Genomic DNA, 16,129 nt, shown 5'->3' with positions numbered 1-16,129 from the left:
TGCCTTTCTCGACGGGCAGATGGTGCGCGGGGTGCCGGCATGTCAGCCGGTGCCCCCGCCAAGGTCGGTGCCGGGGCCGGCAGCCGGACTGGTGGCGCTGTCCAGCAGTGCGTCCACGGCCTGCTTCGGCTTGGCGAGCAGCGACCTCGCGGAGCGTTCGGCGGCCTCCGGGTCGCCGGTCTCGATGGCGTCCACGAGGTCGTGGTGGTCGGTCGCGTGGATGTGGGGCATGTGCCGGTCGTGCAGCGAGGCCACCAGCGCGTCCCGGACGGAGCTGCTGAACCAGCCGTATGTCGCGCTCAGTGCGGCGTTGTGCGCGGCGTCGACGACGGCGACGTGGAACTCGATGTCGTGCTCCGCGTACAGCTCGTACTGCCCGTGCGCGGGATGTCCGAGGGGGTCGCGGAAGGCGGCCTGCGCGGCGAGCGCGGCGCGCATCCGCTCCAGGTCGGCCGCGGTGTGCCGCAGGGCCGCCAGGCGGGCGCCCTCGGCCTCCAGCGCGATCCGCAGCTCCAGTACGTCCCGTACATCGGCGCGCTGCACTCCACGGACGATCTCGCCGGGGTCGGCGGTGGCCACGACGAATGTGCCCTCGCCCTGCCGGGAGCGCAGCATTCCGGCGTGCACCAGCACCCGCACCGCTTCGCGGACGGTGTTGCGTCCCACCTGGAGCTGCTCGGCCAGCGTGTGCTCGGTGGGGATGCGCTCGCCCACCGGCCACTCGCCCGCCGCCAGCTGCGTGCGCAGCTCTGCGACGACGGTGTCCACCAGGGACTGCCGTCCCGCGGCCCGCAGTGTCATGGCTTCCGCTCCTTCGGCTTCCTCGAGCTATTCGCCCGGTTGCCCAGTCATCCTACAAGTGCCTGATGCTGCCCCACGGGACCGTTGGACGAGACCCGCCTCACAGCGATTGCGCGCACGTCAGCACCGAGTGGGGCGGCAATGAGCAGCGGGCAGGCAGTCGGAGGCAGCGCTGCTGCCGCCGCCTGGCTCCGGAAGCTCGCCGTGGTCGTCCTCGGCCTCCGGCCGGGCGGTGACCCCGGCCCGGAACGCCGAGCCGGGATCACCCCTTGCGCCACGACTCTGGCTCCTCCCGGATTTCTCTCCCGGCGCGCCGGCTCAGGACTCCGTGCGCGGCGCCGGGAGAGTCGATTCCGCGCCCACGGCGCGTACGACAGCCTGCAACTCCCGGCGTACGCCCCGCATCTCCTCGCCCATGCCGGCGAGCCGCTGACGCATCGCGCACACCATCTGCTCGGTGCGCTCCGTGCGCTGTTCGGTGTCCGCCGACCGGTGGTCCATACGCTCGGCGCGCGCGGAGACACGGCCGATGTCCGGTACCAGCTCCCGCAGCAGGGCGCCGAGTTCGACACCGGTCGTCGCCAGGTGGCCGACCCTGCGGTCGAGCGATCCGTATCCGGCGGCCAGCGTCCGGACCGTCTGCCGCAACTCCCGCGTCGTCTGCCGCACTTCCTCCACTCCTGGGTGCACACGAGCGCTCTCCTCGGCATAGAGGAGGTGTGTACGGACCCGCTGCGCGATCACGCTGTCCCGCAGCAGCATCGCCACGTTGAGGACGGCGCTGCGGCTGAAGACGGTGAGGCCACTACGGCGCTGTGGACGACCTTGCGCCTGCTCGGAGGGGACCGACACCTTGTCGGTCTGATATTCCCGCAGCTCAACGCTCCGGAGTACGGACATTCCGTTGCTGACGAGCTCGTCGCGGTGCCGCCCGACGAGCTCTTCCACAGCCTCGGGGGGTACTTCGAAGTAGTCGGCCACATCCTGTGTGGTGGCCTGTGCACCTGTGGAGATCGCCAACGCCTGCACTTCGTCGAGGACGTCGACCCGGTGGGTCATGCCGGAGCGCGCGCTGCGCGATTCCAGTAGGACGGATTCGGTGAACATGGCAGACCTTCCTGGGCCCTGAGGCGGACTCCGTTGCGGACACGTCCGGGGGACCCCGTTCGCCTGGGGGTCGTCAGGTGTCCGTATCCAGGAGCCAGGAGCGGAGGTCAGCTCATGTCTTCCCACGTACCGCACGACCGGCGGGAGGCCCCGCATCGGGCCGCATCCCCACCGGCTACCACCACTTCACACACTCTCGACGCCGTCGCTCGCGCATCGCCTCCGCGCAAGAGGTACAACGATTCGACGGTCGCACAGTCACGCGATGCGGGGGAGGCGGGGATCCGACGCCCTTCCGCCCCCTTCCCGCTCCTCTCCGCATCCTTCGTGAGCTGCTCAACCCGTGAGCTGCTCAACCCGGGAGCCGCTCAACCGGGCCCGGCGAACCGCCCGATGCCCCGGAACAGCCCCTGCGGGTCGTATGCGGACCGCAGCCGCTCCAGCCGTGCGGCCGTCTCGTCCCCGTGCACCGACCGGAGGGTGGCGGGCTCCTGCGGGCCGTGCAGGAAGTTGCCGTTCCGGGCCGGTGCCGGACCGGTCACCGGGGCCAGCACGCGCGCGTGCAGACTCCGCACCGCGCCGTCCCGGTCCGGCTCCGGCACCGGCGAGAGCACGTACACGAGATACCGCGCGTCCCGGTGGTCCACCGCGTTCGGCACCTCGGGCGGGCGGGAGAACGCGCCGCCCAGGTGCCGCACGCCCAGCACACACATCGCCGCGGCGGACGGACCCGCCTCGGCCGGCACGGCACGCCGTGCGCCGTCGTCCAGGCCCGCCGCGCCCAGCAGGACGTTGGAGCTGCGGTACGCGTGCGGCGTCTCCGGCTCGCTGAAGACCGTGGCGCACTCGGTGTACGGCCTCTCCCGCACCTCGTCCACCAGGAGCGCACCGATCTCCCGCAGCGGCCGGACCAGCCGCTCGCCCTCCTCCCGCGGTCCGGTGAAGGCGAGGTGCACCTGGGCGAGATACCGCCCCCGCAGCGCCGCGGGAACCGCCGGAAGGTCGGGCATCGGCAGCAGTGTCACGGCAGAGGTGAGTGTGTCGGGGACCGACCGGGTCCACTCCTGCCATGTCCGCAACACTTCCTCCGCGACCTGACCGCCGTCGAACACCAGACGGCCCCCGAAGAACCGCTCCACGGGCACCAGGCCGAGCTCCAGCCCGGTCACCGCTCCCAGCCCGCCACCGCCGCCGCGCAGTCCCCAGAAGAGATCCGGGCAGCGCTCCGCGGTCACGCGGCGCAGCCGGGCGTCGGCGGTCACCACGTCGAGCCGCCGCACCAGGTCAGCGGCGTAACCGAACTCCCGCCCCAGCAGTCCGACCCCGCCGCCCAGCGTGTAACCGACGACACCGACGCCGGGAGCCGAACCGTTGACGGGCGCCAGGCCGTGCCGTGCCGCCGCCGCCACCAGGTCGCCCGCCCGGACCCCCGGCTCCACCCAGGCGGTACGGGCCGCCGCGTCGATCCGGATCCCCGTCATGCGGCGCGTACCGACCAGCACACCCTCGCGGACCGCCGTGCGCAGTCCGTGCCCGGTGGCCTGCACGGCCAGCGGCATCCCCCGGCGTCGCGCATGGTCCACCGCCGCCCGCACATCCTCCGGGGTGCGTGCCGCGACGAGCACGTCCGGACCGTGCCGGTCCCCGCTCTGGAAACCGGTGCGCTCCTGGTCGTACCCCGCGTCACCGGGGAGGAGCACGCTGCCGCGCACCGCGTCCCGCAGCGACTCCAGCCTCGCCAGTGTCCTCGTCCGCATCCTGCCCGCCTCTTGTCCGCTCCTGGCCCCTGCCGGTCGCCCGGCCTGCCTGCCCGGCGCTTGCCTGCCCGGCCGACCGGTCGCCGGTGCCGTCCGACGCCCCCGTTTCCGCCCGGTCCGCCGCCCGGCCTACCGGTCCGCCGCGGCCGGCGCCCGCCACTCGGGGTCGCGGCCCAGCCACGCGGCCAGCTGCCCGTAGCCGCCGGCCTCCTCCGCGGCTTCCCGCACCGCGCCGAAGGGCAGCTGCTCCCGGCCCGCCGCCGGCACCGCCTGCCGGGCGACACCCAGCGCGAACCGTCCCACCTCCTCGTCCAGCGTTCCGCTCCAGCCGATCGCGCGGGCCAGGTCCCAGGTGTGGGCCGCGGTCTCCATCACCGACCCGGAGAGCGCCAGCCGACCCGGCACCCGGCCCCAGGGCACCGTCACGACGGCCTCCAGGAGCGCGTCGTCGGCCCAGGCGTCGAGCATGCGGGTGCGGCCGTCCGCGAAGAGTTCCGGCCACTGTCCGGCCGGTACATCGGCTGCCCACTCGGGCACGTCGGCACCCTTGCCGTCGCCGCCCCCGGGAACGGCGGAGATGCGCCGCGTGCCGCCGACGAGGTGGCCGAGCAGGGAGCGCACGTCGTACTCGGTGCACGGCGTCGGCGCGTCGAGCTGCTCGGACCGGACGGCGGCGACCAGCGTCGCCAGCTGCGCGGTCGCGCGGGCGTACAGCGGTCGGGGGTCGGGCATCGCGGGTGTGCTGCTCACAGTTCTCTCCCGGTGGGTCGGGCTCCGCAGTGCGGAGCCGCGGCTTCGACGGAGGAGAGTCTGCCGGGAAAACCTGACATGACCCGTCAACATTTTTCCGGCACTCTGGTGGGGTGAAATCCGACCGGCTGCTGGCCATCCTGCTGCTCCTGCAGACCCGCGGCCGCGTGCCCGCCGAGGAACTGGCGACGGAGCTGGAGGTCTCCGCGCGCACCATCTACCGGGACATCGAGGCGCTGTCGGCGGCCGGGGTCCCGGTGTACGCGGAGCGCGGCCGGCACGGCGGTATCACGCTGCTGCCCGGCTATCGCACCGATGTGACCGGGCTGACGGCGGACGAGGCCCGCGCGCTGTTCGTGCTGGCCGCGCCGGGCCCGCACTCGGCACTCGGCCTCGACAGCGCCCTGGCGTCCGCGCTCCGCAAGGTGATGGCGGCGCTGCCCGCCCCGCACCGCCCGGCCGCCGACCTCACCAGCCGCCGCATCCTGGTCGACCCGGACCGGTGGCTGCCCGGCCCCCGCACCGAGGTCGAACTGGACGTGCTGCACACCGCGGTCTTCGCCGACCGCAGGCTGCGCATCCGCTACCGGCACGGCGGCGACAGCCGGCCGCACACCTACACCGTCGACCCGTACGGTCTCGTCAACAAGGCCGGTGTCTGGTATCTGGTCGCCGACCGGCGCGGCTCCCCCGCTCTCTTCCGCGCGGACCGGATCGCCGCCGCGACCGCGCTGGAGGATCCCGTGCGGCGGCGCGCGGGCGTCGAACTCGCGGACGTCTGGCAGACGCTGCGGCGGCGGGTGGAGGAGCGGAACCGGGACGTGCGGGTGACCGCGCGGGTGCACAGGTCCCGGCTGGGCATGTTCGCCCGGATCGTCGCGCCCGTCCTCGCCGCACCCCTGGGTACCGAGGGGTGCGGCGACTCCGCAGGGCCAGGCGCGGGGGACACAGAGGACGCGGGGGACGCGGCGGATGAGGCGGAAGGAAGAGGCGGCAGCGACGGGAGAAATGGGGGAGATGGGGGAGACGGAGGAGACGAGGGGGACGCGGGGGACGCGGGGGACTGGGTCACCGCCCGTCTCGCGTTCTCCGCCCTCCCCGCCGTGTCGGTGCTCCTCCAGTTCGGCCCCTGGGTGCGGGTGGTCGATCCCCCCGAGGCCGTCGACGAACTGCTGCTCCGGGTCCGCGAGACGGCCGCGCTGTACGACTCGTGGCGCGGGGCAGCCGCACCGTCGGACGGCGCGCCCCCGCAGGCGGTACCGGAGGCGCCCCCGGGGCCGCGCTGAGGGCCGTCCGGCGCACCGTCCGACGTGACCTCGCCCACCGGTTCCTTCCCGGGGCCCTGCTACGGCGTCGGGGAGTGCACCGGCCACCGCGTGTCCGGCACGGCCGCACCGTCCGGCCGGTGGTCCCGCTCCGGCGTCTCCGGCCGCCCGGCGCCGCTGCCGCCACCGGATCCGTGCTCGGTGGCCGCCCGTCCTCGTACGCACAGCAGCACCGCGGCACCGGATGCCAGCGCCGCCGCGCCGCAGAGCAGGAAGATCCGGTCGAGCCCGGCGGCGAACGCCTCGCGGACCAGTTCCATCGGCACCCCGGCTTCCCGCGCGCGCCCGCCGCCCACGGCCTCGGCCGCCGCCCGCGGCACGCCGTGGCCGGTCAGCACCTCGCGCACCCGGCCGGCGAAGACGGTACCGAGCACGGCGACCCCGAGCGCGTAGCCCAACTGCCGGAAGGTGTTCACGGCGCCGCCGGCGATCCCGGCCCGCTCCGGCGGCAGGGCGCTCAGCGCGGCGGATATCAGCACCGGGACGGCCATGCCCACCCCGACGCCGATCAGCACACATCCGGGCAGCAGCACCGTCCAGGAGGACTCCGGCGCCACCGCGAGCTGGGACAGCACTCCCGCGCCGATCACCAGCACGCCGAGGCCCAGCGGGTACTGCGGCCGCAGCCGCTGCAACCGGCCGCCGAAGAGGCTCGCGACCAGGAAGGAGAACCCGGCCATCGGAAGGATGGCCAGCCCCGCTTCCAGCGGGCTCATGCCCAGCACGGACTGCGCCCACAGCGCGCTGTAGATGAAGTGTGCGAACGCGGCGGCCTGCGTCAGCAGCGCGGTGGCCATCAGGACGGCGAACGACCGGTTCCGCAGCAGCGCCAGGTCCAGCAGCGGCTCCGGGCCCGCCGACGCGTCGTGTGCGGCTCCGCGTGCCCGCGCGGTGGAGCGGGCCCGCTCCACCAGGACGAAGGCCGCGCCGGCCAGCACCGACACGATCAGCGAGCCGGCGGCGCGCGGATCGCTCCATCCGGCGTCGCCGCCCCGCACCAGCCCGTACGTCAGCGTGCCCGCGCACAGCGTGAACAGCACGGCGCCCGCCCGGTCCACGCGCGCCCCCGGACGGCGCGGCGCACGGGACTCCGGCACGGTGCGGAAGGTGATCCACAGGGCGATCAGCGTCAGCGGCACGTTGACGAAGAACACGGCGCGCCAGTTGACGTATTCGGTCAGCACTCCGCCCAGAGCCAGCCCGCATCCGGCCGCGGCGCCGTTGACCGCGCCCCATACGCCGAAGGCGATGCCCCTGTCGCGCCCCTGGTAGGTCGCGGTGATCAGCGGGGCGTTCGCCGCGAACACCGCCGCGGCGCCCACCCCCTGCACGGCGCGCGCGGCGATCAGCGTCCCGGCGTCCGGCGCGAGCCCGCACGCCAGCGAGGCGAGGGCGAAGAGCACCAGACCGGTGACGAAGACCCGGCGCCTGCCGTGCAGGTCGGCCAGGGAGCCCGCCACCAGGAGCAGTGCGGCCAGCGCTACGGCGTAGACGTCCACCACCCACTGCAGGGAGGTGAACGAGGCGTCCAGCGAGGTCGCCATGCGGGGCAGTGCGGTGTTCACGATCGTCACATCGATCAGCAGCATGAAGCCGCCCAGGCAGAGCGCGGTCAGCGGCCACCATGAGCGGTCTCTGTTGTTCTCGTTCTCCATGCCGCCAGGCTCGCTCTGCCCTCCCCGCGGGGCCCATTCACGGCCGCGGAGGTGGCGGGATCCGACATCGACTAGCGTTCTGACGGTGCGATCCGACATCAGCCGCCGCGGCAGCAGGCCCTCAGCCGGTCCTCCAGCCGGTCCTCGTCCGACCGCCGGAAAGGGCAGAGAAGGCGGGCAACGGAGAAAGAGCGCACGGGGCGGCACGGACAGGGACGCCGCGCCGCTGGACGACCTCGACCGGCAGATCGCGCACGCCCTGCAAGTCGACGGCCGGCTCGCCTTCTCGCGGATCGCCGAGGTGCTCGGGGTCTCCGACCAGACGATCGCCCGCCGCTGGGCGCGGCTGCGCGCCGACCGGAGCATGCGCGTCCTGGGACTCACGGAGCCCGCCGTCCTGGGCGAGACCGTCTGGCTGGTCCGCGTCTCCACGACCCCGGACGCGGCCGTCCCGCTGGCGGAGACGCTGGCGCGCCGCACGGACACCACCTGGGTGGCGATGATGGCGGGCGGCACCGAGGTCAGCGCCGTCGCGCGAGCCGGCTCCGACTGGACGCCCGAGGGCGGCGGCGAGGCGCTGCTGCTGCGCGAACTGCCGCGCACCCCGCGCGTGCTGGCCGTGCACGCCTACTGCCAGCTCCACCAGTTCTTCGGCGGCGCCGAGGGGCTCATCCTCAAGTCCGGGATGCTCTCGCCCGACCAGGTGGCACAGCTCGCCCCGCCGCCGCCCATCCCGCCCGAGGAGCCGGTCCGGCTCTCCGCGGACGACCGCACGCTGCTCACCCGGCTGGCCCACGACGGCCGCACCCCGGTGGCCGAACTGGCCTCGGCCACCGGCTGGTCGCCGTCCGCGGTGCGGCGGCGCATGGCGGAACTGCGCGGCTGCGGAGCGCTCTACTTCGACGTCGAGTACGGGCCGCGCGTCTTCGGCCAGGGGCTGCGGGCAGCGGTGTGGCTCTCGGTGCCGCCCGCCCGGCTGCACGCCACGGGAGAGGCACTGGCCGCGCACGAGGAGGTGGCGTTCGCGTGCGCCACCACGGGTGCGGCGAACCTGTTCCTGACCGTCGTCTGCCGGGACACTGCGGAGCTCTACGCGTACCTGACAGGTCCGGTCGCCCGGCTCTCGGGGGTGCAGAACGTCGAGACCTACCCGGTGGTGCGCAGCCTGAAGGGACCCGGCCCCTTCCCGCAGAGCCGGATCCGCGGCACACGGGCCGGGCAGGACCCGAACCGGGCGCCCTGAGACGCGCCGTCGACGGCCCGGCCGACCCACCCGGCGGAGAGGCGGCCCTACGGGTCGGTCGGCCGCCCACCGGCCCGGCCCGAGGCCGGCACCGGACGGCGAGGCCGACTCCCGCTACGCGGCCAGCCGCTCCAGCACCCGGGCGATGCCGTCCTGGTCGTTGGAGGTGGTCACCTCGTCGGCGACGGCCAGCAGTTCCTCGTGGCCGTTCTCCATGGCGACGCCCCGCCCGGCCCAGGCGAACATGGGGATGTCGTTGGGCATGTCGCCGAAGGCGAGGGTCTCGGCCGCGCGGACCTTGAGCCGGCGGGCCGCCAGCGCGAGCCCCTTGGCCTTGCTGAGGCCCAGCGGGAGCAGCTCCACGATGCCCTCGCCAGCCATGACCACGCCCACCAGATCGCCGACGGCGGCCCGTGCGGCCTTCACCAACTCGTCGTCGCCGAGCTGCGGATGCTGGATGTAGAGCTTGTTGAGCGGCTGTTGCCAGATGGTCTCGCGGTCCTCGAAGGGGACATAGGGCAGCGGCCCGTCGTGGACGCGGTACCCGGGCCCGGCCAGCACCTCGCCGTCCAGACCGTCCCGGGAGGCGGCCACCGCGACGGTGCCCACCTCCTTCTCCAGCAGGGTGAGGGCCTGCTCGGCGACCCGCCTGTCGAGGGTGACGGAGGTCAGCAGCCGGCCCGAACCCGCGTCGTAGACCTGCGAACCCTGTGCGCACACCGCCAGTCCGCGGTGGCCGAGGTCCGCCAGGATCTGCTTCGTCCACGGCACGGCCCGGCCGGTGACGACGATGTGCGCGGCACCCTGCGCGGTGGCGGCGTCGAGGGCGGCCCGGGTGCGCTCCGAGACGGTGTCGTCGGAGCGCAGCAGGGTGCCGTCGAGATCGGTGGCGATCAGACGGTAGGGGAAGGCGGGCGGGCCGGAGGGCGCGGCGGGCGGCGTGCTCACCTGGCGACCGGCTCCAGTGCGCTGCGGCCGCCCAGATACGGTCGCAGCACCGGCGGCACCCACACCGAGCCGTCCTCCTGCTGGTGGTTCTCCAGCAGCGCGACGATGGTGCGGGGTACCGCGCACAGGGTGCCGTTCAGTGTCGCCAGCGGCCGCACGGTCTTGCCGTCGCGCATCCGGACCGCGAGCCGGCGGGACTGGAACTCGGTGCAGTCCGAGGTGGAGGTCAGCTCGCGGTACTTGCCCTGGGTGGGGATCCACGCCTCGCAGTCGAACTTGCGGGCCGCCGAGGAGCCCAGGTCGCCGGTGGCCACATCGATCACCTGGAACGGCAGTTCCAGGGACGAGAGCCACTGCTTCTCCCACTGCAGCAGCCTGCGGTGCTCCTCCTGGGAGTCCTCCGGCGCGACGTAGGAGAACATCTCCACCTTGTCGAACTGGTGGACGCGGAAGATGCCGCGGGTGTCCTTGCCGTACGAGCCCGCCTCGCGGCGGAAGCAGGGCGAGAAGGCGGCGTAGCGCAGCGGCAGCCGGTCGGCCTCGACGATCTCGTCCATGTGGTATCCGGCCAGCGCGACCTCGGAGGTGCCGACGAGGTACAGGTCGTCCTTGTCCAGGTGGTAGACGTCCTGCGCGGCCTGGCCGAGGAAGCCGGTGCCGTCCATGGCCTGCTGCTTGACCAGCGCCGGTGTCAGCATCGGGGTGAAGCCGGCCTCGGTCGCCTGGGCGATCGCCGCGTTGACCAGGGCCAGCTCCAGCAGGGCGCCGACGCCGGTGAGGAAGTAGAAGCGCGAGCCCGACACCTTGGCGCCGCGCTCGACGTCGATGGCGCCGAGCTTCTGGCCCAGTTCCAGGTGGTCCTTGGGCTCGAAGCCCTCGGCCGCGAAGTCGCGGGGTGTCCCGAGGGTCTCCAGGACGGTGAAGTCCTCCTCGCCGCCGACCGGGACGTCGGGGTGCACCAGGTTGCTGAGCCGGCGCAGCAGCCGCTGGGTCTCCTCCGCGGCCTCGTCCTTCTCCGCGTCGGCGGCCTTCACCGCGCCGGCCAGTTCCCCGGCGCGGCGCAGCAGTTCGTCCTTCTCCTCGCCCGCGGCCTTCGGGATGAGCTTGCCGAGCTGCTTCTGCTCGGAGCGGAGTTCGTCGAAGCGGACACTGGAGGACCTGCGCCGCTCGTCGGCGGAGAGCACCGCGTCGACGAGGTCGACGTCCTCTCCACGGGCGCGCTGGGAGGCGCGCGCACGGTCGGGGTCCTCACGGAGCAGGCGAAGGTCAATCACCCCGCCAGGGTACCGGTGGCCCGAGCGCCGCTCGATTCGACATCCCTTTGATGCGGTTTGTCCGAATTGGGGGTTTTGGTATTCCGGGAGAATGCCGCTCCTCGGGGATTTCCGTTCTTCCGATTCTCCGGTTCTCCGGTTCTCCGGCTTTCCGCCTTCCGCTCGGAGCGGATCCCTCCGTGCGGTGCGCCGCGCCGGAGGCCCCGTGGACTGCGTGCACTCGCGGGGGAGTTGAGCGGGCCCTCCGCGTGCACTTATCCACAGCCGGGGAGGATGGCGGTCGAGTTTTCCACAGGAGTGGAAGAGGTGCTGTGGAAATGAGGGCGTTCCGTTCCGGCGCCGGTGCGATCGGCGCGGAATTCCCGGGGTAAACCCGAAATACCCACTCAATCGAGGGGGAATAGCTCACCCCAAAGAGTTGATCAAGGGAATTGTAGTGACGCGGCGTGGGGTGCTCCCTGTGGAAGGGGATGTGGTCTGTATGCCGTTTTGTCGACTGCGTCCGTTTTCTCTGTCGACTTGTGCACAGGTCGCCCTCCACCCCTGTGGATAACTTCACGGGGTCTGTGTACGGCGCTCCTCCCGGCCCCCGAGCGGCGCCCCGGCGCCGCTCGGTCCCGTCAGCTCGGTCCCGTCCGGTCGGTCCCGTCGCGGAGCGTCCGGTCAGTCCCGCCCGTCCAGGCACCGCGACAGCCAGTCGGCCGCCGCCACGAAATCCTCGTCCGCGGCACCCGAGCGCACCGTGGGCGGCTGCCGGTCGGCGCGCGGGTACGAACCCAGGAAGCGCACCGCGCGGCACGAGCGCCGCAGCCCCATCAGCACGTCGCCCACCCGGCGGTCCTGCACATGGCCCTCGGAGTCGATCTGGAAGCAGTACTGCCCGATGCCCTCGCCCGTGGGCCGCGACTCGATCCGCATCATGTTGACGCCGCGCGAGGCGTACTCGTGCAGCACCTCCAGCAGCGCGCCCGGCTGGTCCCCGCGCAGCCAGAAGACCACCGAGGTCTTGTCGGCGCCCGTCGGCGCCGCCGGGCGCCCGGGCGGCCCCAGCAGCACGAACCGGGTCGTCGCGTTCTCCGCGTCGTGGATGTCGGTGACCAGCGGCTCCAGACCGTAGGTCGCGGCGGCGAACTCGCCCGCGAACGCGGCGTCGTACCGCCCCTCCTGCACCAGCCGGGCGCCGTCCGCGTTGGAGGCCGCCGACTCCCACACGGCGTCCGGCAGCTGCGCTGCGAGCCAGTTGCGCACCTGCGGCTGGGCCACCGGATGACCGGTGACGGTCTTGACCTCCGCCAGGGGCGTGCCGGGCCGCACCAGCAGCGCGAAGGCGATCGGCAGCAGCACCTCGCGGTAGATCATCAGCCGGCTGCCGCCCGCCAGCTCGTCCAGGGTGGCCGTGACGCCGCCCTCCACCGAGTTCTCGATCGGTACGAACGCCGCTTGGGCCTCCCCGTTCCGCACGGGGTCCAGGGCAGCCGGTACCGACACCATGGGAGTGAGCTGGCGGGTGGCTGCTTCCGGCAGGGTGTGCAGCGCGGCCTCGGTGAAGGTGCCCTCGGGGCCGAGGTACGTATAGCGGCTCGCAGATGACATACCGCCACGGTAGTCCGGTCCACAGGGCGCCGGGTGCCGATCTCAGCCCTCGAGCAGCCGCTGGCCCACGTATTCGCCCTTGCCCGGGCCTCCCGGCACCGCGAACAGCGCACTCGCCTCGTGCCGCAGGAACCGCGACAGCGCGTCCCCCCGGTCGAGCTTCCGCTGCACCGGCACGAAGCCCCGCAGCGGATCGGCCTGCCAGGCCACGAACAGCAGCCCGGCATCCGGCGCCCCGTCGCCGCGGAACCCGTCGTGGAAGGAGAAGGAGCGGCGCAGCATCGCCGCTCCCCCGTTGCTCTCCGGGGCCGTCACCCGGATGTGCGCGTCCGCGGCGATCAGCGGCTGCCCGTCCGGTCCGCGCTTGTCCAGATCGGGCTCGGTCCGCTCATGGCCGCCGGAGAGCGGAGCTCCGTCGGACTTGCGCCGCCCGATGACCTGCTCCTGCTCGCCGAGCGAGTGGGAGTCCCACGCGTCCAGCAGCATCCGGATCCGGCGCTGCACCACGTACGAGCCCCCGGCCATCCAGGAGGGGTCGCCCGAGGCCGGTACGAAGATCCGCTCGGCGAAGTCCTTCTCCTCGGGGCGGGGATTGTCGGTCCCGTCGACCTGCCCCATCAGGTTGCGCATCGTGCGGGGCTGCTCGGTCGCACCCGGAGAGCGGTTGAAACCGGACATCTGCCAGCGCACCCGCGCCGTGTCCGCCGCCTCGCGCTGCAGGGCCCGCAGCGCATGGAAGGCGACCAGCGCGTCGTCCGCGCCGATCTGCACCCACAGGTCCCCGTCCGAGCGCTTCTTGTCCAGCGCGTCCGCCGAGAAGTCCGGCAGCGGCGCGAGCTGCGCCGGCCGCCGGCCGGTGAGCCCGGTACGGGAGAAGAACGTACGGCCGAATCCGAAGGTGACCGTCAGCGAGGCCGGGCCGGCGTCCAGCGCGATCCCGGTGTCCCGCTCGCCGTCCGTCGGCGGTTCGCCGGCCATCATCCGCCGGGCCGCCTCCGACCAGCGGCGCAGCAGCGCCGCGGCCTGCTTGCGGCCGGCCCTGGGGGCGAGGTCGAAGGCCAGCAGATGGCCGTGCGCCTGGGCCGGGGCCACGATTCCCGCCTGGTGCGTGCCGTGGAAGGACACGGCCGTGGAGCCCAGCGAGGACAGGGCCGTGGGCGGCGCGTCCTGGGCCGCCGAGTGAGCCCAGGCGCCGCCCGCGGCACCCGCCGCCAGCCCGGCGGCGCCTGCCGCGGAGGCGGTGCCCAGCAGTCGCCGACGGGTGATCCGCCCGCCCTGCCGGGGCTCGCGGCCCTGCCCGTCGGCCGTGCCACCGCCGTCGGCGCCGTCGCCGCCGTCGTCCGGCGTGCCCGCTGCTTCGGGCGTGCGCTGAGTGCGCTGGGTGGGAGGAGTCCTGCGGGTGTTCTGAGTGCTCATGTCGTCGCTCGGTTCCGGCTCAGCCGATGGTGGCGGTCGTGGTCGTGGTGACCTGGTCGATGTCGGAGGTGCGGACGGTGACCGCGACCTTCCATTTTCCAGCCATGGGCAACTGGAGTCCCCTGGCTCTCCAGTGCCCCTTCTCCCGTCCGACCGGTTCGAGCGGAACGGACAGCGGGCCCAGGTCCCGCGCGGGCAGCGTGAAGGCGACCTGCACCTCGGCTGCCTCGACGGGCTTGCCGTCGGGTGCGGTGGTGCGCAGCTCCAGGGTGTTCCCGCCGCGGGTGCCCGGGGAGATCTCCAGCGCGGCCCGCCCCTTCCCACCCGGGCCACCGGTGTCGAACGGCACCTCCACGTCCACCGGCCCGCCGGGGTCCCGCGCCGCCTCGGCCGCACGCACCTGCTCCTCGGTGCGGCCCGGCTCGGTGCCGGTCAGGACCGTGGTGACGGCCAGCAGCACCACGGCGAGGGCCGCCTCGGCCAGCACCGAGCGGCGCAGCGCACCGCGCCCCGGATCGGCCTCCCGCTCGCGGCGCTGCCGGGCGGCGTCGGCCGCGGCCCGCTGGCGGGCCAACTGGGCGGCCCGGACGGGGTCGCCGGGGGCGCCCTCCCGCGGCTGCGCGGGGCGGTCGCCCTCCGGAGCGGGGGTGCTGCGCGTCCGCGGGGTGCCCTCGGCACCCGGTGCGCAGGTCCGGACAGCGGCGCGTTCGGGGGAGCGACCGTGCGGGACGGCCGCCGTCGCACCGGCCGTGGTCCCCTGGCTCCCGGAGGCGGCGTTCCGGGGTGCCGGGGCGGGACGCTCCGGGAGTTCGGTCAACCGGGCCGTCCACCGCCGGGAGCACCAGGCGATCGACAGCACGGCGCCCACCAGCAGGATCTTCAGCACCAGCAGTTGCCCGTACGAGGTGTCCGTCAGCGCGCTCCAGGAGCCCACCTGCCGCCACGACTGGTACAGCCCCGTCCCCGCCAGTACCGCGACGCAGCCGAACGCCAGCCGCGAGAACCGCCGCACTTCCGTGCCCGTGGGCGAGGGCCCCCGGTGCAGCAGGCGGAACAGCGCGGCCAGACCCCCCAGCCACAGGGCGACCGCGAGCAGATGCAGCACGTCCACGGGCACCGCCAGCCCCGTCTGGATACCGGTGGAGGCGTGTTCGGCCAGCGCCCAGGTCGCCGCGAGACCGGCGGCCAGCAGAGCACCGCCGGCGGACAGCCCCCAGTGCAGGTCCCGCCGCTGCCGCGCGGCTGTGCCGTCCGGGGGTGCTGCTGTGCTGTCCCGAGGTGCGGCTGTGCCGTCTCCGGGTGCGACGGTGCCGTCCGGGGGTGCGGCTTGTGAATCCCCGGCCTTCCGCGGCAGGACGGCTGCGCCTTCCTGCGGAGCTTCCTCCTGTTCGTCCCTTTCATCGCTTTCCTCTTCGGGTGCCCGCTGCCGCGCGTACACGCCGAAGAGCACCGAGATGAACAGTGCGCCCGCCGCGAGCAGCAGCAGCCGGCAGACCAGCACGGCTCCCGGCTTGGTGGCGACCACGTCCTTGAGCCCGCCCGGATCGAGGACGTCCGCGAACCGGCCCGAACCGGTGTAGGGCCCGCGCAGCAGCAGCAGCGCCAGCGTGGACGCCGCCAGGAGGCTCCAGCCGGTGGTCACCAGCCGCTGCACCGCGCGCGAGGAGGCGGCCCGCGGCGAGCACAGCAGCACGAAGGCCGCCCCGCCGATCAGCAGGATGTAGCCCGCGTAGGCGGCGTACCGCCCGACGCCATAGAGGGCGCCCACGCTCCCGCCGCCCGCCTTCTCGTCCTGCTGCGGGACCTTCGCGCTCGTCTCGGACGGCTTGCCGATCGAGAAGGTGAAGGCGCCCGAGACCGGGTGGCTGTCCGCGGAGACGGCCTGCCAGGCGACGGTGTAGGTGCCCTGGCCCAGCCCCGGGTCGAGCCCGACCGTGCGCCGCACCGTGCCGTCCGTACCGCTGTCGCGGACCTTCCCGGTGTCGACCCGCCCACCGCGCGGGTCCAGGACGCGGATGGCGCCGTCCGACATGGCCACGCCCTCGGAGAAGTCGAGCGTGACCTGCCGGGGCGCGTCGTCCACCACGGCGCCCTCCGCGGGATCGCTGCCCGTCAGCGCGGCGTGCGCCGCAGCCGGGCCCGCCGCCACCAGCACGCCCAGCAGCGCGGCGGCGAGCGCGGCCAGAGCCGACAGGGTGCGGACGGCGGTGCGGGAGGTGGTGCGGAGGGAGCCTGGGACGGTGGACGACACGCCTGCGAA

Annotated in this window: 12 protein-coding genes; 2 read left to right on the top strand and 10 right to left on the bottom strand. The window is 73.8% G+C overall.

All coding sequences use genetic code 11. The features are described from left to right. Positions 1-42: 42 nt before the first annotated feature. The 4 genes from A949_RS0131225 to A949_RS0131210 all read right to left on the bottom strand — a co-directional run bounded on the left by A949_RS0131225 (position 43) and on the right by A949_RS0131210 (position 4,415). Positions 43-801 (bottom strand): FadR/GntR family transcriptional regulator, encoded by a 759-nt coding sequence (locus A949_RS0131225; RefSeq protein WP_019359999.1) that lies wholly within the window; start codon positions 799-801, stop codon positions 43-45. Positions 802-1,119: 318 nt separating this feature from the next. Next, positions 1,120-1,908 carry a hypothetical protein gene (locus tag A949_RS0131220; RefSeq protein WP_019359998.1) on the bottom strand — a complete coding sequence of 263 codons (789 nt, stop codon included), beginning with the start codon at positions 1,906-1,908 and terminating at the stop codon, positions 1,120-1,122. Between the two features lie 368 nt (positions 1,909-2,276). Next, positions 2,277-3,665 carry an FAD-binding oxidoreductase gene (locus A949_RS0131215; RefSeq protein WP_019359997.1) on the bottom strand — a complete coding sequence of 463 codons (1,389 nt, stop codon included), beginning with the start codon at positions 3,663-3,665 and terminating at the stop codon, positions 2,277-2,279. 129 nt (positions 3,666-3,794) lie between these two features. Continuing rightward, positions 3,795-4,415 carry a TIGR03086 family metal-binding protein gene (locus tag A949_RS0131210; RefSeq protein WP_026005219.1) on the bottom strand — a complete coding sequence of 207 codons (621 nt, stop codon included), beginning with the start codon at positions 4,413-4,415 and terminating at the stop codon, positions 3,795-3,797. Positions 4,416-4,528: 113 nt separating this feature from the next. On the opposite strand from A949_RS0131210, the gene A949_RS0131205 reads away from it, so the two are divergent. Continuing rightward, on the top strand, positions 4,529-5,701 hold the full coding sequence (locus A949_RS0131205; RefSeq protein WP_019359995.1) for a helix-turn-helix transcriptional regulator: 1,173 nt from the start codon (positions 4,529-4,531) through the stop codon (positions 5,699-5,701). 59 nt (positions 5,702-5,760) lie between these two features. Here A949_RS0131205 and A949_RS35205 read toward each other — a convergent pair whose 3' ends face one another. Further along, positions 5,761-7,395, bottom strand: a complete 1,635-nt coding sequence (locus A949_RS35205; protein ID WP_019359994.1) for an MFS transporter — start codon at positions 7,393-7,395, stop codon at positions 5,761-5,763. Positions 7,396-7,480: 85 nt separating this feature from the next. Here A949_RS35205 and A949_RS0131195 point away from each other — a divergent pair, with 85 nt between their 5' ends. After that, positions 7,481-8,638, top strand: a complete 1,158-nt coding sequence (locus tag A949_RS0131195) for an AsnC family transcriptional regulator (RefSeq protein WP_019359993.1) — start codon at positions 7,481-7,483, stop codon at positions 8,636-8,638. Positions 8,639-8,752: 114 nt separating this feature from the next. Here A949_RS0131195 and A949_RS0131190 read toward each other — a convergent pair whose 3' ends face one another. The 5 genes from A949_RS0131190 to A949_RS0131170 all read right to left on the bottom strand — a co-directional run bounded on the left by A949_RS0131190 (position 8,753) and on the right by A949_RS0131170 (position 16,120). After that, on the bottom strand, positions 8,753-9,586 hold the full coding sequence (locus A949_RS0131190; RefSeq protein ID WP_019359992.1) for an HAD family hydrolase: 834 nt from the start codon (positions 9,584-9,586) through the stop codon (positions 8,753-8,755). Then, positions 9,583-10,860 (bottom strand): serine--tRNA ligase, encoded by a 1,278-nt coding sequence (gene serS / locus A949_RS0131185; protein ID WP_019359991.1) that lies wholly within the window; start codon positions 10,858-10,860, stop codon positions 9,583-9,585. Before serS ends, A949_RS0131190 begins: the two co-directional genes overlap by 4 nt. 663 nt (positions 10,861-11,523) lie before the next feature. Continuing rightward, positions 11,524-12,453 (bottom strand): prephenate dehydratase, encoded by a 930-nt coding sequence (pheA, locus tag A949_RS0131180; RefSeq protein WP_019359990.1) that lies wholly within the window; start codon positions 12,451-12,453, stop codon positions 11,524-11,526. Positions 12,454-12,495: 42 nt separating this feature from the next. Next, positions 12,496-13,869 carry an iron uptake transporter deferrochelatase/peroxidase subunit gene (gene efeB, locus A949_RS0131175; RefSeq protein WP_019359989.1) on the bottom strand — a complete coding sequence of 458 codons (1,374 nt, stop codon included), beginning with the start codon at positions 13,867-13,869 and terminating at the stop codon, positions 12,496-12,498. A 19-nt stretch (positions 13,870-13,888) separates the two neighbouring features. Then, complete coding sequence (locus A949_RS0131170; RefSeq protein WP_019359988.1) at positions 13,889-16,120, bottom strand: copper resistance protein CopC; 2,232 nt, start codon at positions 16,118-16,120, stop codon at positions 13,889-13,891. Between the last annotated feature and the right edge of the window lie 9 nt (positions 16,121-16,129).

The organism is Streptomyces sp. AA1529 (assembly GCF_000280905.1).
In the GTDB taxonomy this organism is placed as follows: domain Bacteria; phylum Actinomycetota; class Actinomycetes; order Streptomycetales; family Streptomycetaceae; genus Streptomyces.
This window is presented reverse-complemented; position numbering and strand designations above follow the sequence as displayed.

What these genes read in the sequence shown, in the direction of transcription:
- A949_RS0131220 (WP_019359998.1), bottom strand. Translation starts at nt 1,908, where the DNA reads ATGTTCACCGAATCCGTCCTACTGGAATCGCGCAGCGCGCGCTCCGGC.
- efeB (WP_019359989.1), bottom strand. Translation starts at nt 13,869, where the DNA reads ATGAGCACTCAGAACACCCGCAGGACTCCTCCCACCCAGCGCACTCAG.
- A949_RS0131225 (WP_019359999.1), bottom strand. Translation starts at nt 801, where the DNA reads ATGACACTGCGGGCCGCGGGACGGCAGTCCCTGGTGGACACCGTCGTC.
- pheA (WP_019359990.1), bottom strand. Translation starts at nt 12,453, where the DNA reads ATGTCATCTGCGAGCCGCTATACGTACCTCGGCCCCGAGGGCACCTTC.
- A949_RS35205 (WP_019359994.1), bottom strand. Translation starts at nt 7,395, where the DNA reads ATGGAGAACGAGAACAACAGAGACCGCTCATGGTGGCCGCTGACCGCG.
- A949_RS0131215 (WP_019359997.1), bottom strand. Translation starts at nt 3,665, where the DNA reads ATGCGGACGAGGACACTGGCGAGGCTGGAGTCGCTGCGGGACGCGGTG.